15 protein-coding genes and 1 tRNA gene are annotated in these 18763 nt (G+C 65.1%); 7 read left to right on the top strand and 9 right to left on the bottom strand.

The window, feature by feature from the left end; all coding sequences use genetic code 11:
* Positions 1–56: 56 nt before the first annotated feature.
* The 7 genes from garD to AC0Z2B_RS06215 all read right to left on the bottom strand — a co-directional run bounded on the left by garD (position 57) and on the right by AC0Z2B_RS06215 (position 8804).
* Positions 57–1610, bottom strand: coding sequence for a galactarate dehydratase (gene garD / locus AC0Z2B_RS06245; RefSeq protein WP_416426897.1), 1554 nt, complete (start codon positions 1608–1610; stop codon positions 57–59).
* A gap of 12 nt (positions 1611–1622) precedes the next feature.
* Positions 1623–2987 (bottom strand): D-galactonate transporter, encoded by a 1365-nt coding sequence (locus AC0Z2B_RS06240; protein ID WP_473004473.1) that lies wholly within the window; start codon positions 2985–2987, stop codon positions 1623–1625.
* A 137-nt stretch (positions 2988–3124) separates the two neighbouring features.
* On the bottom strand, positions 3125–4036 hold the full coding sequence (gene kdgD / locus AC0Z2B_RS06235) for a 5-dehydro-4-deoxyglucarate dehydratase (protein WP_027976790.1): 912 nt from the start codon (positions 4034–4036) through the stop codon (positions 3125–3127).
* Positions 4037–4349: 313 nt separating this feature from the next.
* Complete coding sequence (locus tag AC0Z2B_RS06230) at positions 4350–5096, bottom strand: FadR/GntR family transcriptional regulator (RefSeq protein ID WP_027976789.1); 747 nt, start codon at positions 5094–5096, stop codon at positions 4350–4352.
* A 67-nt stretch (positions 5097–5163) separates the two neighbouring features.
* The gene (locus AC0Z2B_RS06225; RefSeq protein WP_476295612.1) at positions 5164–6903 is read right to left on the bottom strand and encodes an ABC transporter ATP-binding protein/permease; all 1740 of its coding nucleotides are present in this window, start codon (positions 6901–6903) and stop codon (positions 5164–5166) included.
* An 85-nt stretch (positions 6904–6988) separates the two neighbouring features.
* The gene (locus AC0Z2B_RS06220; protein WP_416426900.1) at positions 6989–7549 is read right to left on the bottom strand and encodes a response regulator transcription factor; all 561 of its coding nucleotides are present in this window, start codon (positions 7547–7549) and stop codon (positions 6989–6991) included.
* Complete coding sequence (locus tag AC0Z2B_RS06215) at positions 7542–8804, bottom strand: ATP-binding protein (RefSeq protein WP_416426901.1); 1263 nt, start codon at positions 8802–8804, stop codon at positions 7542–7544. The genes AC0Z2B_RS06220 and AC0Z2B_RS06215 overlap by 8 nt, the downstream gene beginning before the upstream one ends.
* Positions 8805–9218: 414 nt before the next feature.
* Here AC0Z2B_RS06215 and AC0Z2B_RS06210 point away from each other — a divergent pair, with 414 nt between their 5' ends.
* Positions 9219–9743, top strand: a complete 525-nt coding sequence (locus tag AC0Z2B_RS06210; protein ID WP_416426902.1) for an RNA polymerase factor sigma-70 — start codon at positions 9219–9221, stop codon at positions 9741–9743.
* A gap of 3 nt (positions 9744–9746) precedes the next feature.
* Here the strand turns inward: AC0Z2B_RS06210 and AC0Z2B_RS06205 are convergent, their stop codons facing one another.
* Positions 9747–10658: a LysR substrate-binding domain-containing protein gene (locus tag AC0Z2B_RS06205; protein WP_416426903.1), complete on the bottom strand. Its 912-nt coding sequence runs from the start codon at positions 10656–10658 to the stop codon at positions 9747–9749.
* Positions 10659–10899: 241 nt separating this feature from the next.
* On the opposite strand from AC0Z2B_RS06205, the gene AC0Z2B_RS06200 reads away from it, so the two are divergent.
* Genes AC0Z2B_RS06200 through AC0Z2B_RS06180 form a run of 5 tightly spaced genes read left to right on the top strand, consistent with a single transcriptional unit; the run spans position 10900 to position 16339 of the window.
* The gene (locus AC0Z2B_RS06200; protein ID WP_476295611.1) at positions 10900–12012 is read left to right on the top strand and encodes an ABC transporter ATP-binding protein; all 1113 of its coding nucleotides are present in this window, start codon (positions 10900–10902) and stop codon (positions 12010–12012) included.
* A 9-nt stretch (positions 12013–12021) separates the two neighbouring features.
* Positions 12022–12951: an ABC transporter permease subunit gene (locus AC0Z2B_RS06195; protein ID WP_473004474.1), complete on the top strand. Its 930-nt coding sequence runs from the start codon at positions 12022–12024 to the stop codon at positions 12949–12951.
* Positions 12951–13757, top strand: a complete 807-nt coding sequence (locus tag AC0Z2B_RS06190; RefSeq protein WP_476295610.1) for an ABC transporter permease — start codon at positions 12951–12953, stop codon at positions 13755–13757. Before AC0Z2B_RS06195 ends, AC0Z2B_RS06190 begins: the two co-directional genes overlap by 1 nt.
* Positions 13758–13785: 28 nt before the next feature.
* Complete coding sequence (locus tag AC0Z2B_RS06185) at positions 13786–14820, top strand: ABC transporter substrate-binding protein (protein WP_476295609.1); 1035 nt, start codon at positions 13786–13788, stop codon at positions 14818–14820.
* A gap of 58 nt (positions 14821–14878) precedes the next feature.
* Positions 14879–16339: an amidase gene (locus AC0Z2B_RS06180; RefSeq protein WP_476295607.1), complete on the top strand. Its 1461-nt coding sequence runs from the start codon at positions 14879–14881 to the stop codon at positions 16337–16339.
* Between the two features lie 695 nt (positions 16340–17034).
* On the opposite strand, the gene AC0Z2B_RS06175 is transcribed toward AC0Z2B_RS06180, so the two are convergent.
* A complete protein-coding gene (locus AC0Z2B_RS06175; RefSeq protein WP_476295606.1) occupies positions 17035–18252 on the bottom strand; it encodes an MFS transporter in 1218 nt (405 codons plus the stop codon).
* A gap of 252 nt (positions 18253–18504) precedes the next feature.
* On the opposite strand from AC0Z2B_RS06175, the gene AC0Z2B_RS06170 reads away from it, so the two are divergent.
* Positions 18505–18581 (top strand) — tRNA-Met (locus tag AC0Z2B_RS06170).
* The last annotated feature ends 182 nt before the right edge of the window (positions 18582–18763 follow it).

The following is an 18763-nucleotide window of genomic DNA, read 5'->3' as shown; positions in this document are numbered from 1 at the left end:
GCCGGGGGGCCGCCCCACAACCCCCCCCCGCGGGGCCCCCAGCCCGCGTCCCGATTTCAGGTAATCGGCGCCGGGTTGAACAGCACGATGTCATTGTGCAGTTTGTGCTTCTCGGCCCAGGTCTGTTCCTTGCCGCTAGCCACGTCCAGGTAGTAGTGGAACAGCTCCCAGCCCAGGTCCTCGATGCTGGCCCGGCCGGTGGCAATGCGCCCGGCGTCGACGTCGATCAGGTCCGGCCAGCGCTGGGCCAGTTCGGTACGGGTCGACACCTTCACCACCGGCGCCATGGCCAGGCCGTACGGCGTGCCGCGGCCGGTGGTGAACACGTGCAGGTTCATGCCCGCCGCCAGTTGCAAGGTGCCGCAGACAAAGTCGCTGGCCGGCGTGGCGCAGAAGATCAGGCCCTTGCGCTGCACCCGCTCGCCCGGCCCGACCACCGCGTTGATCGCGCTGTTGCCGGATTTCACGATCGAACCCAACGACTTCTCGACAATGTTCGACAACCCGCCCTTCTTGTTGCCCGGCGTGGTGTTGGCGCTGCGGTCGGCCTCGCCCTTGGCCAGGTAGCGGTCGTACCAGTCCATCTCGCGCACCAGCGCATCGGCCACCGCCGGGGTTTCGGCGCGCGAGGTCAGCAGATAGATGGCGTCGCGCACCTCGGTCACTTCCGAGAACATCACCGTGGCGCCGGCGCGCAGCAGCAGGTCGCTGGCGTAACCCAGCGCCGGGTTGGCGGTGATGCCGGAGAAGGCGTCGCTGCCGCCGCATTGCATGCCCAGGATCAGCTCGCTGGCCGGCACGGTCTCGCGGCGGCGCTCGTTGAGTTTCTTCAGGCGCGTCTCGGCCAACTCCATGATCTGCTCGATCATCTCGCCGAAGCCGTGGCTGGCGTCCTGCAGGCGGTACAGCCAGGGCTCGCTGAGGTCCACGGAAGCATCGCCTTCGTGCATCACCTGCCCGGCCTGCAGCTTCTCGCAGCCCAGGCTGATCACCAGGGCTTCGCCCCCCAGGTTGGGGTTGCGCGCCAGGTTGCGCACGGTGCGAATCGGGATGTAGGCGTCGGTGGCAGTAATGGCCACGCCGCAGCCGTAGCTGTGGGTAATGGCCACCACGTCATCCACATGGGGGTATTTGGGCAGTAGTTCGTCGCGAATGCGCTTCACCGCATGGTCCAGCACCCCGGTCACGCATTGCACAGTGGTGGTGATGCCGAGGATGTTGCGCGTGCCCACCGTGCCATCGGCGTTGCGGTAGCCTTCGAAGGTGAAGCCTTCCAGCGGCGGCAGCGCCTGCGGCACCTTGTCGGACATGGGCAGGCTGTCCAGCGCCGGCGCCGTTGGCATGCGCAGCAGGTCTTCGCGCACCCAGGTGCCGCGCGGGATGGGCTTCAAGGCGTAGCCGATCACCTGGCCGTAGCGAATCACTTCGCCGCCCTCGGCGATGTCCACCAGGTTGACCTTGTGGCTTTGCGGTACGTGTTCCAGGGTGATCAGGCCACCCGGCAGTTCGGTGCCTTCCGGCACGCCCTGGTCGTTGACGATCACCACAACGTTGTCGCGCTCGTGCAGGCGAATCACCCGCGGCGAGTCAGCGTGCTCAATTAACTGCATGAAACGCGCTCCTCAAATTTTGGCTGGGGACAGCTGTTCTACCGGCTTGCGCGAGCCTTTGCTCGGCGGCTCGGTCAGCTCGACCCGTTTGATCTGGCCGACAATCACCAGGTAGCTGATCACCGCCACCAGCGCGTTGGCGCCGACGAACACCAGGGCCCATTTGAACGAGCCGGTGGTGCTGATGATGTAGCCGATGACGATCGGCGTGGTGATCGAGGCAATGTTGCCGAACATGTTGAACAGGCCACCGCTCAGGCCGGCGATCTGCTTGGGCGAGGTGTCGGACACCACGGCCCAGCCTAGCGCGCCTACGCCCTTGCCGAAGAACGCCAGGGCCATGAAGCCCACCACCATCCACTCGATGTCCACATAGTTGCACGCCACGATGGTGGTCGACAGCAACAGGCCGCCAATGATCGGCGCCTTGCGGGCGAAGGTCAGGGAGTGGCCACGGCGCAGCAGCCAGTCGGAAATGATGCCGCCCAGCACGCCGCCGATAAAGCCGCAGATGGCCGGCAGCGAAGCGATGAAACCGGCCTTGAGGATGGTCATGCCGCGCTCCTGTACCAGGTACACCGGGAACCAGGTCAGGAAGAAATAGGTGATGCCGTTGATGCAGTACTGGCCCAGGTACACGCCCAGCATCATGCGGTTGGTGAGCAGCTGGCGCACATAGTCCCACTTGGGGCCTTCGCGCTTGCCCTGGGGCTTGTCGTCCATGTCGACCATGCCGCCGTTGCTGGCGATGTGTTCGAGTTCGGCCTTGTTGATCATCGGGTGCTGGCGCGGGCTGTGGATAACTTTCAGCCACACCAGCGAGAAGGCGATGCCGATGCCGCCCATGATCATGAACACGTGCTGCCAGCCGAAGGTGAAGACAATCCAGCCCATCAGCGGCGCGAACAGCACGGTGGCGAAATATTGCGCGGAGTTGAAGATCGCCGACGCAGTGCCACGTTCGGCGGTGGGGAACCAGGCGGCGACGATGCGCGCGTTGCCGGGGAACGACGGCGCTTCGGCCAGGCCCACCAGGAAACGCAGCATGAACAGCGCGACCACGGCCGTGGACACGCCAAAATCACCGACGAAGCCTTGCAGCACGGTGAACGCCGACCAGGTGAAAATGCTCAGGGCGTAGACCTTCTTCGAGCCGAAGCGGTCCAGCAGCCAGCCACCGGGAATTTGCCCGGCCACGTAGGCCCAACCGAACGCGGAGAAGATGAAACCCAGGGTGACGGCGTCGATGCCGAGGCTTTTTTGCAGGCTGGAACCGGCAATAGCGATGGTCGCACGGTCGGCGTAGTTGATCGTGGTCACCACAAAGAGCATGAGCAGGATCAAATAGCGGACGTGCGTCTGCTTGGCGGCTTGCATGAAGGTGTACTCCCACTGATTATTTTTTTTAACGCGGGTGTTTCACATACTGTATCAGCGGGGACGTCAGGCTGGCGCCACGCTTGTTGCCCCTGCCCGCCGCCGACTCCCTCGGCGGTGGGCAGGTGCGGTAAAGCTTACTGCGGGCCCATCTTGTCCATCAGGGCTGCCAGCATTTCGTACTCTTCGCCGGTCAGGTCGGTCAGCGGGGTGCGCACCGGGCCTGCGTCGTAGCCGGCGATCTTGGCGCCTGCCTTGACGATGCTCACGGCGTAGCCGGCCTTGCGGTTGCGGATGTCCAGGTAGGGCAGGAAGAAGTCATCGATGATCTTGCCGACGGTGGCGTGATCTTCCTTGGCAATGGCGTGGTAGAAGTCCATCGCGGTTTTCGGGATGAAGTTGAACACTGCGGACGAGTACACCGGCACGCCCAGGGCCTTGTAGGCCGCGGCGTAGACTTCGGCGGTCGGCAGGCCACCCAGGTAGCTGAAGCGGTCGCCCAGGCGACGGCGGATCGACACCATCAGTTCGATGTCACCCAGGCCGTCCTTGTAACCGATCAGGTTCGGGCAGCGTTCAGCCAGGCGTTCCAGCTGCACGGCGTTCAGGCGGCAGACGTTGCGGTTGTAGACGATGACGCCGATGTTCACCGACTTGCACACCGCTTCCACGTGGGCGGCAACGCCGTCCTGGCTGGCTTCGGTCAGGTAGTGCGGCAGCAGCAGCAGGCCCTTGGCGCCCAGGCGTTCGGCTTCCTGTGCGTATTCGATGGCCTGGCGGGTGGCACCACCGACGCCGGCGAGGATTGGCACGCTACGGGCGCAGGTGTCGACGGCAGTCTTGATGACTTGCGAGTACTCGCTGGCAGCCAGGGAGAAGAATTCACCGGTACCGCCGGCGGCGAACAGCGCGCTGGCGCCGTACGGGGCCAGCCACTCCAGGCGCTTGATGTAGCCAGCGCGATCGAAGTCGCCCTGGGCATTGAAATCGGTCACCGGGAAAGACAGCAGGCCGGCGGAGAGGATGGACTTCAGTTCTTGTGGATTCATTATTCGAACACCCTGGTTTGCGTGGAATGTGCGCTCAGCCTTCGCTGATGTCGTACGTCATCGTACAACTGAAATTATGAATGCTCAATAGGCTGGGCGACGAAATGCGCAAAGTCGGGATTTTGGGGGAGCACCGGGACGCGGCCTGCGGCCGCTGCTACGCGGAACCGATGTAGCAGCGGCCGCAACGCCCCGGCCGGTGGCCCCACGGAAGACGCGGGGGGCCCCGCCCCGGGGCGGCCGCCGGCGCCGCCCCCCCCGCCCCCCCCCCCCCCCCCCCCCCCCCCCCCCCCGCGTCCGGTGGCCCAACGGATCAGGCGGTTGCCTGGGCCTCTTCGTGGGCCTGGCGCAGCCGCTCGCGGCTGTTGGTGAGGTGCAGGCGCATGGCCGCGCGGGCGGCATCGGAATCCTGGCGGGCGATGGCCTCGTAGATTTCCTCGTGCTCGCGGCTCAAGCGGTTCATGTAGTGCTGCTGGTCATCATGGGCCAGGCGCGCCGAGTTCAACCGCGTGCGCGGAATGATGCTGGTGCCCAGGTGGGTCATGATGTCGGTGAAGTAACGGTTGCCCGTGGACAGGGCAATCTGCAGGTGGAACTGGAAGTCCGAGGCCACGGCGTCCGAGGCGTGCGCGGCGCTTTCGGCCAGCGCATCCAGGGCCGCGCGCATGGCGGCCAGCTGCTCGGGCGAGCGACGCTGGGCGGCCAGGCCAGCCGATTCCACTTCCAGGCTGATGCGCAATTCGAGCACGGCGAGCACGTCACGCAGGGTGACGATGGTCGCCGGGTCGATACGGAAGCCGCTGGGGCTGGGCGTGTCGAGCACGAAGGTGCCGATGCCATGGCGGGTTTCCACCTGCCCTGCTGCCTGCAAACGCGAGATAGCCTCGCGCACCACGGTGCGGCTGACGCCCTGCTCTTGCATGATCGCCGACTCGGTGGGCAACTTGTCGCCACGCTTGAGCTCACCCTTGAGGATGCGCTCGGTCAGCACGGTGACCAGTTCCTGGGCAAGGCTGCGAGGTTTGCGACGGCCGCGAGGCGGGGCGATTGGCGTTTCCATGGCGAACTTCTTATCTCGAGATCACGTTTATAGGCGCATCATAGCGCATTCCAGTCGTACGACCACATTACACCGCAGTCGGTGCCCCGGTGATTTGATTCACCAGATGTCCGCCCTCGATGCGCACGTGGCGCGAATGGAAGCGCTTGAGCGTGCTGCGGTGGCCAACGCTGATGATGCTCAAGCCTGGCAGCTGCTCGATCAGGCCCTGATACAGCGCCGCTTCGTCTTCCTCGTCCATGGCCGACGTCGCCTCATCCATGTACAGCCACTTGGGCGCGTAGAGCATGGCGCGGGCAAAGGCCACGCGCTGCTGCTCGCCGGGCGAGAGCAGGCGCTGCCAGTGGTTGCCTTCGTCCAGGCGAGCGATCAGGTGAGGAAGCCGGCAAGCCTGCAACACATGCCCGTAGCGATCTTCGCTGTAGCTGTCGCCGGGCTGTGGATAACTCAGCGCGTCGCGCAGGGTACCAATGGGCAGATAAGGCTTTTGCGGCAGGAACAACGCACGCCCCTGCGGCAGGCGAATATGCCCGTGCCCGGTAGGCCACAGGCGGCCCATGGCACGCAGCAAAGTACTCTTGCCGCTGCCCGAGCGGCCGCTGAGCAGCACGCGATCGCCCGCCACCACCGCCAGGCTCGCACCGCTGAGCAAGTGCCGGCCATCGGCCAGGTCGAGGCTAAGGTTATCGACGCTGACTGCCTCCCCCTGCTCGTCGATGGCAATGGCCGGCGGCCGCTGTTCATTGTCGAGCATTGCCTGGCGGAAGCTGTTGAGACGATCACAGGTCGCTTTCCAGCCGACGATGGTGGTGTAGTTGTCGATGAACCAGCTCATGTCGCCCTGGACGTTGCCAAACGCCGAGTTGATCTGCATCAGTTCGCCCAGTTCGATCTTGCCGGCGAAGTAGCGCGGCGCCGCCACCACGAACGGGAAAATCACCGCGGCCTGGCTGTAGCCGGCGGTGAAGAACGTCAGGCGCTTGGTTACCTTCATCAAGGCCCAGTAGTTGCCCCAAATCTTGCCGAAGCGGGTGGTCAGGCGCTCTTTCTCGTTTGGCTCGCCGTTGTACAGCGCAATGCTTTCAGCGTTTTCGCGCAGCCGAATGAGCGAGAAACGGAAGTCGGCCTCGAAGCGTTGTTGCTGGTTGTTCAGCGGGATCAAGCTGCTGCCGATGATGCGCGTCAGCACACTGGCGACCACCGCGTACACCAGCGCACACCAGAACATGTAGCCGGGGATGGTGATGCCGAAAACCTCGATGCTGCCGGAAACGCCCCACAGAATGACCGAGAACGACACCAGGCTGACCACTGTGCGCAGCAGGCCGATAAACAGGCTGAGGGTGTCGGAGGTGAAGTTGTTGAGGTCTTCGCTAATGCGCTGGTCAGGGTTGTCGGTGTAGCCGCCCTGCTCCATCTGGTAATAGTTCTTGCTGTCGAGCCAGCGCTTGAAATGTTTGTCCGTCAGCCACCGGCGCCAGCGGATGGTCAGCATCTGCGTCAGGTAAAGGCGATAAACGGCGCCCAGGATCGCCACGGCGGCGATGCAGCAGAAATACAGGATCAAATGGGTGAAGGCAGCAAAGTCCTTCTTCTGCAACGCGTTGTAGAAGTCGCGGTACCAGCTGTTCAGCCACACCGAGATACCCACACTGAACAATGACAGGCCGATCACCGAGATCAGCAACAGCCAGGCCTTGCCCTTCTCTTCACTGCGCCAGTAGGGCCAGATCAGCTGCCATACCCTTCGAAAAAAATGACCACGCACGGCATCGTTGACCGCGGAATATTCAGCGTTCTGATTCATTGGACAGGCTCGACGGTAGGAGGCCACGCAGGGCAGATCGATCCCGATCCACCCGCGCGGAAAAAAGACTCATGGGTTCGGCGACTCAGCGACGAACCGGGCGCTTCTGAAGTTTGCGCTGCAGGGTGCGCCGGTGCATGCCCAGGGCGCGGGCAGTGGCGGAGATGTTGCCTTCGTGCTCGGTGAGCACGCGCTGGATGTGTTCCCACTGCAGGCGGTCCACCGACATCGGGTTTTCCGGCACCAGGGTATCCAGGTCAGCGTGTTCGGACAGCAGGGCTGCCAGCACGTCGTCGGCGTCGGCCGGCTTGCACAGGTAGTTGCAGGCGCCGCGCTTGATGGCCTCGACCGCAGTGGCGATGCTCGAGTAACCGGTGAGGATCACCACGCGCATCTCCGGGTCCAGCTCCAGCAGCTTGGGCAGCAGCACCAGGCCCGAGTCACCTTCCATCTTCAGGTCCAGGGCCGCGTAGTCCGGCAGGTCTTCCTGGGCCAGCTTCAGGCCTTCGTCGGCGCTGGCGGCGGTGGTCACGCGGAAGCCGCGGCGCGCCATGGCGCGGGCCATCACGCGGGTAAAGGTCGAATCGTCGTCGACCAGCAACAGATGCGGCAGCTCTTCGCTTTCGACCTGGTTTTCATCACTCATGTCTGTCTCCTCGGGCGTCACGGGGCAGGCGCAACTCTGTGAGTGTACCGCCCTGCTCATGACTATAGAGTTTTACCGAGCCGCCTGCGCGTGTCACGCTGGCCTTGCTCAAAAACAGGCCAAGGCCGAAGCCCTTGCCCTTGGTAGTAAAGAAAGGTTTGCCGATTTGCTCGGCGATAGCCAGAGGCACGCCCGGGCCGTGGTCGCGAATCACGATGAAGATATCTTCAGCGTTCCAGTCCAGGTGCACTTCCAGGCCTTCGGCGCAGGCATCGGCGGCGTTGTTCAGCAGGTTCAGCAGCGCCTGGGTCAGGTCTGGCGGCGGCGCCAGCTCCGGCACCTCGCCCTGGCCCAGGCGCTGGAAGCGGTAGGTGGCTTCGGGGCGCATCAGGTGCCAGCGGTTCAGCGCCTCGTCCAGCCAGGCCGTCACCGGCTGTTCCATCACCGCCATGCGGCGGTTGGCCTCGGCGGCGCGCACCAGTTGTTGCAGGGTTTCCTTGCACAGCTTGACCTGGTCCTGCAGCACCGACAGGTCCTCCTGCAGCGCCGGGTCGTGGTGGTCCTGGCGCATTTCCTTGAGCAGCACGCTCATGGTCGCCAACGGCGTGCCCAGTTCATGGGCGGCACCGGCGGCTTCCGTGGCCACGGCCAGCAGTTGCTGGTCGCGCAGGCCTTCCTCGCGGCGCTGGGCGCGCATCTGCTCCTGGCGGCGCAGCTCCTCGGCCATTTTCGCGGCAAAGAAGGTGATGACCCCGGCGGCCAGGGCAAAACTTAGCCACATGCCGTAGTTCTGCAGGTTTTCCCGGGCGATCGGCAGCGTTGGCAGCGGATAGAAACGCACCAGCAGCACCGAGTAGCAGGCCAGGGCGATACCCGACAGGATCACCGAATACAGCCACGGCAGCGTCACCGCGGCAATGGTCAGCGGCACCAGGTAGTACGACACGAAGGGGTTGGTGGACCCGCCCGAGTAATACAACAACGCGCTGTGCAGCAGCAGGTCGCAGGTCAGTTGCAGGGCGTATTCCTGCTCGGTCACCGGCAGCGAGGCGCGCACGCGCAACGCGGTCACGGTGCACAGCAGCAACGACACCGCCAGGGTGGCGCTGAGCTGCAGCCAGGGCAGCGGCAACAGGTGCGTCAGGTAGGCGAAGCCCACCGAGCCGGCTTGCGCGGCCAGCACCAGGAAACGAATAAAAGTCAGGCGCCAGAGGTTCTGGCGTGTAGCGGACAACGGCATAGATGGGGCGAGCATGAGCTCTCCTGATGAGCGCTCCAGGCAGATCGTTGCAAGTATAACCAACTCGCGGCGCGCACAGACAATTGTGCGGCAAAGCGCCACAGGCAGGCGGCGTCATGGGCGCCGCGCAGAGCCAGGCAAAAACGCGGTGCCCCCCGACGCCGCCTGCGGCGGCTGCTACGGCGGTTGGCGATGTCCCTGTAGCAGCGGCCACAGGCCGCGTCACGGGCGCCGTGTAGTTCCAAGTAGCTCGCGGAGGCCCCGGACGCAGCCTGCGGCAGCTGCTACGGGGGTGGGGAGGGAGTGATGGCAATTGTGTCATAGAAGAAAAAATCATGAGACGCGAGCAGAAATCATTTGATAAAGATTATCAATCACATTAGTTTTACCGCTTCCCCATGTGCACTGCCGCATAGGTCAACACGTCAAATGCCTAAAACAATCAGCATCGAGCCAAGGCCGGCTCTTCAGCAACTGTTCGTGACCCATCGCCAGCGCTTCATCAACGCCGCCACCCGCATCCTGGGCTGTCGCGCGTCGGCTGAAGACGTGGTGCAGGATGCCTTCGTGAAAATGAACGGCAACGGCGAAAGCCCGGGCATCCAGTCCCAGAGCAGCTACCTGATGCGCGTGGTGCGCAACCTGGCCATCGACCACTATCGCCGCCAGGCGCTGGAAAAACGCTACAAGTGCAGCGAAGAGGAAGGCCTGAGCGTGGCCGTGCCCGGCGCCAGCCCGGAAACCCTGCACGAAGACCGCCAGACCCTCGACAAGCTGGCCCTGGCCCTGCAAGACCTGCCCCCGCGTACCCGCTACGCCTTCGAGCAGTACCGGCTCAATGGCCAGTCGCAGAAAGACATCGCTCTGGAACTGGGGGTGTCGCCGACGCTGGTCAACTTCATGATCCGCGACGCTCTGGTGCACTGCCGCAAGACCCTCAACACCCTAGGCTGAAGCCTACGCGCCGGCGCCGTCGAAGGCGCCGGCGAACTCTTCGCGCAGCGCCTGCGCCAGCCACTGCTCGAACCACTGCACGTCCGCCGACAACTGCCCGCTGGGCGTCAGCAGCTGGTAGCTCTCCAGCGGCACCTCCACGTCGATCGCCCGCACCAGCGTGCCGGCCGCCAGCTCGTCGCGCACCAGTACTTCGTTCGCCAGGGCTATGCCCTGCCCGCTCTCGGCCACGGCCAGGGCGTGGTCGTTGCTGACGTAGAGCACGTCCGACGACAGCTGGGCGTCGATGCCCAGGGCCTTGAACCACATGTTCCACCACTCGCCGTCGTCGAAGTGGATGAGGTCCAGCTTCATCAGGTCCTGCACCCGGCGGATGGGCTTGATGCTGGCCAGGTACTTGGGCGTGCAGATGGGGAACACCCGCGGGCAGATCAGCGTGGCGCGGCTGTTGGCGTACTGCCCGGGCATGCCGTAGACGATGCCCAGGTCGGCGGTGCGCGCGTCCACCTCGGTGAAGGTGGAGTTGGGCTCGATGGCCACCTTCAAGCCCGGGCGCAGGTGGCGCAGGGTCTCGATGCGCGGCGTCAGCCAGCGCTTGGCCAGGCCCGGCACCACCATGATGCGCAGCCAGCGCTCGCTGGCGTGGGGCTGCAGGGCCTCGCCGGCCTCGATGATCTGCTGCAGGGCACGGGAGATCTTCTGGTGATACTTGCGCCCACCCGGCGTCAGCACCACGCCCCGCGAGGTGCGCTCGAACAGCTGCACGCCCAGCCAGTCTTCCAGCAGCTTGACGTGCCGGCCCACCGCCGGCTGGGTCACGTGCAGGGCCTTGGCAGCCTCCACGTAGCTGCCCAGGCGCGCGGCGGCATCGAAGGCGCGGATGGCGTTGAGGGGTGGCAGATGCAGGTTGGACATGACGTTTCCGGCCTCGCGCGCTGTTAAATTATTTAACACCACCTATGTTAAAATTGATCTTTCGCCCCGGCAATCCCTCGCTGATAATCAGGCCAACGCAGAACAACAACGGCCCTGCCAAGCGGCCGGTATCACGACTCTCTACTCCTGCCAAAACAACAATATTCCATCGTCCCGGGCTGCATACGGTGCACTTGGCCGCCTGCTGGAAAGGGCTCGATGGGGGAATCGGAGGTACTGCATGAGCGCCCTGCATTCGCTACAGATGCTGGCTGTTTCCATCCGTTCGGTACGCAAGGTCTACGGCGACCCGGACACCGGGCCCGTGGCCCTGAAGCACGTTGACCTGGACATCCGCGACAACGAATTCTTCACCCAGCTCGGCCCCTCGGGCTGCGGCAAGACCACCCTGCTGCGGATGATCGCCGGCTTCGAGTTTCCCACCCGCGGCGAGATCCAGCTGTACGGCGAAAACATCGCCGACCGCCCGCCCCACCAGCGCCCCGTGAACACCGTGTTCCAGCACTACGCGCTGTTCCCGCACATGAGCATCGCCCAGAACCTGGCCTTCGGCCTGGAATCGCACCCCATGGGCAAGCGCCTGGGCAAACCGCAGGTGGCCGAACGGGTGCGTGAAATGCTGGCGCTGGTACAGATGGAGCGCTTCGCCGAGCGCCGCCCCGCGCAGCTGTCCGGCGGCCAGCAGCAACGGGTAGCCCTGGCCCGGGCGCTGGCGCCGCACCCCAAGGTGCTGTTGCTGGACGAACCGTTGTCGGCCCTGGACCTGAAGCTGCGCCAGGCCATGCGCGAAGAACTCAAGGCCATCCAGGCGCGCACCGGCATCACCTTCATCTTCGTCACCCATGACCAGGAAGAAGCCCTGACCATGTCCGACCGCATCGCCGTGCTCAGCGAGGGCGAGGTGCAGCAGGTGGGCCGCCCGGACGAGATCTACGAACGCCCGCGCAACCGCTTCGTCGCTGACTTCATTGGCGAGACCAACCTGATTCCGGCGGTGGTCAGCCGCATCGACGGCACCAGCGCGCTGTACCAGACCCCAGGCGGCGCCGCCGTCACCGCGCCGGTGCACGAGGGCCTGCGGGTGGGCGCCAGCGTCAACCTGTCGATCCGCCCCGAGCGCCTGCAACTGATCGAGCTGCCCCGCCAGGGCGCCATGGACTGCACCGTGGAGCAGCAGATTTACCTGGGCACCGACCTGCAGTACCAGGTGCGCCTCACCGGCGGCCAGCGCCTGACCGTGCGCGTGCCCAACAGCGGCGGCCAGCGCTTTGCCCTGGGCGGCCGCGCCGGCCTGCTGCTGGAAAACAACAGCGCCAGCGTGCTGGTGGACTGAGGAGGCAACATGGACACAACCACTGTGCTGCCCCGCCCCAGCGCCCTGCTGCGCCGCAAGGCGCTGGGCAACGTGCTGGGCGTGAGCCCGGCGCTGACCGCCATCGGCCTGTTCCTGGTGGTGCCGATCCTGATCGTGATGGCCTACTCGCTGATGCAGGCCAACCCCTATGGCGGGGTCGATCATCACTTCAGCACCGAGGCCTACATTTCCCTGCTGTTCGAACGGCAGATGGACGACAGCCTGGCCTTCACCGACGCCTACCTGATGATCGCCCTGCGCTCCATCGGCATCGCCGGGCTGACCACGCTGATCACCCTGCTGATCGGCTTCCCCGTGGCCGTGTGGCTGGCCATGCAGCCGCCCCAGCGCCGCGGCCTGCTGATTTTCCTGATCACCGTGCCGTTCTGGGCCAACCTGCTGATCCGCACCTACGCCTGGATTCTGCTGCTGCGCGACAGCGGTGTGATCAACAACAGCCTGATGGGCCTGGGCCTGATCAAGCAGCCGCTGCCGCTGCTGTACACCGACGGCGCCGTGCTGCTGGGGCTGGTCTACACCTACGCGCCGTTCGTGGTGCTGCCCATCTACGCCACCCTGGAGAAGATGGACATTCGCCTGCTGGAGGCCGCGCAAGACCTGTACGCCGGCAAGTGGCGCACCCTGCGCAAGGTGGTGTTGCCCATCGCCAGGCCCGGCATCATGGCCGGCGCCATCCTCACCTTCGTGCCGTGCCTGGGTGCCATGATTGCCCCGGAACTGCTGGGCGGCGGCACGAAGCTGATGCTCGGCAACCTGATCTTTCGCCAGTTCAGCGACGCCCGCAACTGGCCGTTCGGCGCCGCGCTGTCGCTGGTGCTGATGGCGGCCGTGATGCTGGTGTTGACCCTGTACGCCCTGCGCGCCGAACGCCAGCGCGTTGCCCAAGGAGGCCTGTGATGCTGCGCCTACTAACCCGTGGCCGGCTGGGGGTGCAGGACTTCCCCGGCTTCGGCGGCTTCAGCTTTTTGTTCTACCTGTACCTGTACGCGCCCATCGTGGTGCTGGTGGTGTTCTCGTTCAACGCCAACCAGTCCGCCACTGTGTGGACCGGCCTGAGCCTGGACTGGTACCGCGCCGCCTTCGCCAACCAGGCCCTGCGCAGCGCCGCCGGCAACAGCCTGCTGATTGCCTGCTGCGCCAGCGTGATCGCCACGGTGATCGCCACCCTGGCGGCGCTGGGCACCTCGCGCGGGGCGAAGTTCAAGGGCATGCAGCTGTCCATGGGCGCGATCATGCTGCCGCTGGTGCTGCCGGAAATCGTCGTCGGCGTCGCTACCCTGGCGCTGTTCTCGTCGCTGGGAGTGTCGCTGGGCTACGGCAACCTGATCATCGCCCACACGGTGTTCTGCATTCCCTTCGCCTACCTGCCCATCCGCGCGCGGCTCAACGACATGGACCTGTCGCTGGAGCACGCCGCCGCCGACCTGTACGCCGGCGCCTGGCGGATCTTCACCAAGGTCACGCTGCCGCTGCTGATGCCGGGCATCGTCAGCGGCCTGATGCTGGCGTTCATCGTCTCGCTGGATAACTTCGTGATCTCGATGATGGTCTCGCAGGCGGGGACCACTACCTTGCCGATCTTCATCTTTGGCCTGCTGCGCATGGGCGTGACGCCAGACGTGAACGCGGTTTCCACGCTGATCCTCGGCGTGTCGGTGCTGTTCGTCAGCCTTTCCTATCTGCTCGGCAAAAAGAAAGCCTGAGCCTTTTGTCCAACCGTGGGGGTTTTGCATGAAGACGTTGATGACCACCGTAGGGATGTCGCTGGCGCTGGGCCTGGCCGGCACCGCGCAGGCGGCGGAGCAGTTGAACGTGGTGAGCTGGAGCGGCTACTTTTCGCCGGAGATTCTCAACAAGTTCGAGAAGGAAACCGGCATCAAGGTGACCGTGGATTCCTACGATTCCAACGAGACCCTGCTGGCCAAGCTGAAACAGGGCGGCAGCGGCTACGACGTGGCGATTCCGTCGCACCAGTTCGTGCCCATCCTGATCAAGGAACAGCTGCTGGAGCGCTTCGACCCGGCCAAGCAGCCGTACTACGCCAACGTGGTGGACAACCTGAAGAATCCCACCTGGGACCCGGACGGTGCCTACGCCATGCCGTTCATCTGGGGCACCACCAGCGTGGTCCTCGACACCGCGCGCTACAAAGGCCCGCTGGACAGCTATGACGTGCTGTACCACCCACCGGCCGAGCTGCAGGGGCGCATCAACATGTTCGATTCCTCCAGCGAGGTGATCGACACCGCCAGCCTGTACCTGAACATTCCGCTGTGCAGCGAAGACCCCAAGCAGATGCAGCAGGTGCTGGCGCTGCTCAAGGCGCAGAAGCCGTTCGTGAAGACCTACAGCTCCAAGGCCGGCTCGATTCGCGAGAACCTGGCCGCGGGTGAAGTCGACATGTCGATGTTCTGGGGTGGCTCGGCCATGCGCGCCCGCGAGATGAAACCGAGCCTGGCCTACCTGTACCCCAAGCAGGGCGTGATGGCCTGGGTGGACAACATGGTCATCCCCAAGGGCAGCCAGCACCCGGACAACGCGCGCAAGTTCATCGCCTTCCTCAGCCAGCCTGAAAATGCCGCCATCACCCAGAACTTCCTCAAGCACCAGAGCCCGATCAAGGGCGTGGAACCCTTCCTCGACGCCAGCCTGAAGGATGCGCCGGAGCTGCACATTCCCGCCGGCACCAAGGTCGTGTTCAGCCAGACCTGCGGCGAGGGCGCCATCCGCCTGGCCGACCGGCTGTGGACCAACCTGATGCGCTGATGCCCCCCTGCCCCGCCAGGACGGCGGGGTTTGTTTTCCTGTTACCAAGGTTGCTGCCATGAACACCCCGACTGTCAACGAGCTGGTGCTGCTGCCGGCCCATGAGCTTGCCGAACGAATCCGCCTGCGCCAGGTGTCCTGCCGCGAGGTGATGCAGGCCTACCTGGCCCACATCGAACGCTTCAACCCACTGGTCAACGCCCTGGTCAGCCTGCAACCGGCCGAACGGTTGCTGGCCCAGGCCGACGAGCGCGACGCGCAACTGGCCCAGGGCGTCTACCTGGGCTGGATGCACGGCCTGCCCCACGCCATCAAGGACCTGTCGCTGACCCAGGGCATTGCCACCACCCTGGGCTCGCCGCTGTACCGCGACTTCATTCCCGAGCGCGACGGCATCATGGTGGCGCGCATCAAGGCCGCCGGCGCGATCATCATCGGCAAGACCAACACGCCGGAATTCGGCCTCGGTTCGCAAAGCTACAACCCGCTGTTCGGCGCCACCGGCTGCGCCTTCGCCCCCGAAAAGACCGCCGGCGGCAGCAGCGGTGGCGCCGCTGCTGCCCTGGCCCTGCACCTGGTGCCGGTGGCCGATGGCAGCGACATGATGGGCTCGCTGCGCAACCCGGCGGCCTTCAACAACATCATCGGTTTCCGCCCGTCCCAGGGCCGCGTGCCTTTCGACGACGCCGCTGACCTGTTCTTCGACCAGCTGGGCTACGAGGGCCCCATGGGCCGCACCGTGCGCGACACCGCCCTGCTGCTGTCGGTGCAGGCCGGCCATGACCCGCGGGCGCCGCTGTCGCTGGCCGGCGACGGCAGCGAATTCGCCGCGCCCCTGGCCCGAGACTTCAAGGGCACCCGGCTGGGCTGGCTGGGCGACTTCGGCGGCTACCTGCCCATGGAGCATGGCGTCACCGCCCTGTGCGAAAAGGCCCTGGGCGACTTCCAGGCGCTGGGCTGCAGCGTGGAACACGCCGACCTGGGCTTCAGCCCGGAACGCCTGTGGGACTGCTGGCGCACCCTGCGCCACTGGACCGTGGCAGGCTCCCTGGGCAAGGCCTACCATGACCCGGCCAAGCGCCCGCAGCTCAAGCCCGAAGCCCAATGGGAAGTGGAAAACGGCCTGGCCCTGAGCGCCAGCGCCGTGCACCAGGCCGGCGTCACCCGCACCGACTGGTACCGCGCCATCAACGCGCTGTTCGAACGCTACGACTACCTGCTGCTGCCCAGCGCCCAGGTCTTCCCGTTCGACAAGCGCCAGCACTGGCCCGCCGAAGTGGCCGGGCGCAGCATGGACACCTACCACCGCTGGATGGAAGTCGTCATCCCCGGCACCCTCAGCGGCTGCCCGGTGGCCAACGTGCAGGTGGGCTTCAACGCCCAGGGCCTGCCCATGGGCATGCAGATCATCGGCCGCCACCAGGCCGACTTCGCGGTGCTGCAACTGGCGCATGCGTACGAGCAGGCGAGCCGGTGGTTTGCGCGGGTGCCGGCGCCGGTGTTGAACCTGACAACGTAAACCTTGCAACCGCTGCCGCCAGGCTGCGCTGGCCCTCGTGCACGCTGGAGATCTTCACCGAGGCACACGCCCTGCGCAGCCTGCCGGCAGCGGCTACAGGTCCGGTGGTCGGTGGCGCGGTTGTTCGGGCGGCGTGGCGCGATTGTGGCGCGATTCAAAATAATCGCGCCATTTGCGCCCCCACACGCACCCCGTAGCCGCTGCCGCCAGGCTGCGCTGGCCCTCGTGCACGCTGCAGATCTTCACCGTGGCACACGCCCTGCGCAGCCTGGCGGCAGCGGCTACAGGCCCGGTGGTAGGTGGCGCGGTTGCTCGGGAGGCGTGGCGCGATTGTGGCGCGATTCAAAATAATCGCGCCATTTGCGCCCCGACACGCACCCCGTAGCCGCTGCCGCCAGGCTGCGCTGGCCCTCGTGCACGCTGCAGATCTTCACCGTGGCACACGCCCTGCGCAGCCTGGCGGCTGCGGCTACAGGTCCGGTGCTAGGTGGCGCGATTGTTCGGGAGGCGTGGCGCGATTGTGGCGCGATTCAAAATAATCGCGCCATTTGCGACCCGACACGCACCCCGTAGCCGCTGCCGGCAGGCGGCGCTGGCCCTCGTGTACGCTGCAGATCTTCACCGTGGCACACGCCCTGCGCAGCCTGGCGGCTGCGGCTACGAAAAGGCCCGCATCGCGCGGGCCTTTTCGTGGGTCAGGCTTTGCGCGTATTAGGCAGCAATATCGTCAGGATGCCGAACAGCGGCAGGAACGAGCACAGGGTGTACACGTACTCGATGCCGTGAATGTCCGCCAGGTGCCCCAGCAGCGCCGCGCCGATGCCGCCGAAGCCGAACATCAGGCCGAAGAACACCCCGGCGATCATGCCGACGTTGCCGGGCACCAGTTCCTGGGCGAACACGACGATGGCAGAAAACGCCGACGCCAGGATGAAGCCAATGATCACACTGAGCACCGTGGTCCAGAACAGGTCCACATAAGGCAACGCCAGGGTGAACGGCGCCACGCCCAGGATTGAGAACCAGATCACCGCCTTGCGGCCGATCTTGTCGCCGATGGGGCCACCGAAGAAGGTCCCCGCCGCCACCGCCCCGAGGAACAGGAACAGGTGCAGCTGCGAGCTGGCCACCGACAGCTGGAACTTCTCGATCAGGTAGAAGGTGAAGTAACTGGTGAAGCTGGCCATGTAGAAGTACTTGGAGAACACCAGCAGGCCCAGCACCACCAGCGCGGCGGTGACGCGGCCCTTGGACAGGCCGTGGGTAGCCTGGCCGCCCTTCTTGGCCTTGAACAGGTTCAGGTGTTCCTTGTACCAGCGGCTCAGCACCCAGGTCACGCCCAGGGCGAACAGCGCGAAGACGCCGAACAGCGCCACGTTGCCCTGGCCGAACGGAATGATCAGCGCCGCCGCCAGCAGCGGCCCAAACGCGGAGCCGGCGTTGCCGCCCACCTGGAAGGTCGACTGCGCCAGGCCATAGCGGCCACCGGAGGCCAGCCGCGCGATGCGCGAGGTTTCCGGGTGGAAGGTCGACGAGCCAATGCCCACCAGCGCCGACGCCACCAGAATCATCGGGAAGCTGCCGACGAAGGCCAGCATCACGATACCCACCAGCGTACAGATAGTGCCCAGCGGCAGCAGGTTCGGCTTGGGGTTGCGGTCGGTATAGAAGCCCACCCACGGCTGCAGCAGCGAGGCGGTGATCTGGAAGGTCAGGGTAATCAGCCCCACCTGGGTGAAGCTCAGGCCATAGTTGGCCTTGAGCATCGGGTAGATGGAGGGCAGCACCGACTGGATCAGGTCGTTGATCAGGTGCGCCAGCGCACAGGCACCGATGATGCGCATCACCAGGGGGCTGGTCTGCGCCGCAGCGGCCGCCGGGGCCGCGCTGGTTTGAACGTTGGTTATGGCCATCAGGCAAATCTTCCACACAACGGGTAGGAACGCTGCTCAGCGTGCCGCAAACGAGTGCACGTCCAGCGCATGGGGTCCTAATGTGCCATTTTTCGGGGCGGGATTGCTAACAATGAAACAATTTATGTCCGGATGGCCCGGATTTTCCGGCCCGTTCGTCCGTGTGGACCCTAACCTTTTGATCACACGTAAAAAATTTTCAAAAAGATGATTGACACATGTTCGTTCTGAGGGAATAATGCGCGCCATCTTGGCTACATAGCTCAGTTGGTTAGAGCATAGCATTCATAATGCTGGGGTCCGGGGTTCAAGTCCCTGTGTAGCCACCAAGTACGAAAAAGAGCTTACCGAAAGGTAGGCTCTTTTTTTTGGCTTGGGAAAAGTCCTACGCAATGATCAGGCCGGGCTGATCGACGCTTCGTGCCCCCCCCCCCCGGGGGGGGGGGGGGGGGGGGGGGGGGGGGGCCGGGGGGGGGGGGGGGGGGGGGGGGGGGGGGCGGCCAGGGGGGGC

This window comes from Pseudomonas sp. GYB4201, from assembly GCF_056312595.1.
This window is presented reverse-complemented; position numbering and strand designations above follow the sequence as displayed.

What these genes read in the sequence shown, in the direction of transcription:
- garD (WP_416426897.1), bottom strand. Translation starts at nt 1,610, where the DNA reads ATGCAGTTAATTGAGCACGCTGACTCGCCGCGGGTGATTCGCCTGCAC.
- AC0Z2B_RS06240 (WP_473004473.1), bottom strand. Translation starts at nt 2,987, where the DNA reads ATGCAAGCCGCCAAGCAGACGCACGTCCGCTATTTGATCCTGCTCATG.
- kdgD (WP_027976790.1), bottom strand. Translation starts at nt 4,036, where the DNA reads ATGAATCCACAAGAACTGAAGTCCATCCTCTCCGCCGGCCTGCTGTCT.
- AC0Z2B_RS06230 (WP_027976789.1), bottom strand. Translation starts at nt 5,096, where the DNA reads ATGGAAACGCCAATCGCCCCGCCTCGCGGCCGTCGCAAACCTCGCAGC.
- AC0Z2B_RS06225 (WP_476295612.1), bottom strand. Translation starts at nt 6,903, where the DNA reads ATGAATCAGAACGCTGAATATTCCGCGGTCAACGATGCCGTGCGTGGT.
- AC0Z2B_RS06220 (WP_416426900.1), bottom strand. Translation starts at nt 7,549, where the DNA reads ATGAGTGATGAAAACCAGGTCGAAAGCGAAGAGCTGCCGCATCTGTTG.
- AC0Z2B_RS06215 (WP_416426901.1), bottom strand. Translation starts at nt 8,804, where the DNA reads ATGCTCGCCCCATCTATGCCGTTGTCCGCTACACGCCAGAACCTCTGG.
- AC0Z2B_RS06210 (WP_416426902.1), top strand. Translation starts at nt 9,219, where the DNA reads ATGCCTAAAACAATCAGCATCGAGCCAAGGCCGGCTCTTCAGCAACTG.
- AC0Z2B_RS06205 (WP_416426903.1), bottom strand. Translation starts at nt 10,658, where the DNA reads ATGTCCAACCTGCATCTGCCACCCCTCAACGCCATCCGCGCCTTCGAT.
- AC0Z2B_RS06200 (WP_476295611.1), top strand. Translation starts at nt 10,900, where the DNA reads ATGAGCGCCCTGCATTCGCTACAGATGCTGGCTGTTTCCATCCGTTCG.
- AC0Z2B_RS06195 (WP_473004474.1), top strand. Translation starts at nt 12,022, where the DNA reads ATGGACACAACCACTGTGCTGCCCCGCCCCAGCGCCCTGCTGCGCCGC.
- AC0Z2B_RS06190 (WP_476295610.1), top strand. Translation starts at nt 12,951, where the DNA reads ATGCTGCGCCTACTAACCCGTGGCCGGCTGGGGGTGCAGGACTTCCCC.
- AC0Z2B_RS06185 (WP_476295609.1), top strand. Translation starts at nt 13,786, where the DNA reads ATGAAGACGTTGATGACCACCGTAGGGATGTCGCTGGCGCTGGGCCTG.
- AC0Z2B_RS06180 (WP_476295607.1), top strand. Translation starts at nt 14,879, where the DNA reads ATGAACACCCCGACTGTCAACGAGCTGGTGCTGCTGCCGGCCCATGAG.
- AC0Z2B_RS06175 (WP_476295606.1), bottom strand. Translation starts at nt 18,252, where the DNA reads ATGGCCATAACCAACGTTCAAACCAGCGCGGCCCCGGCGGCCGCTGCG.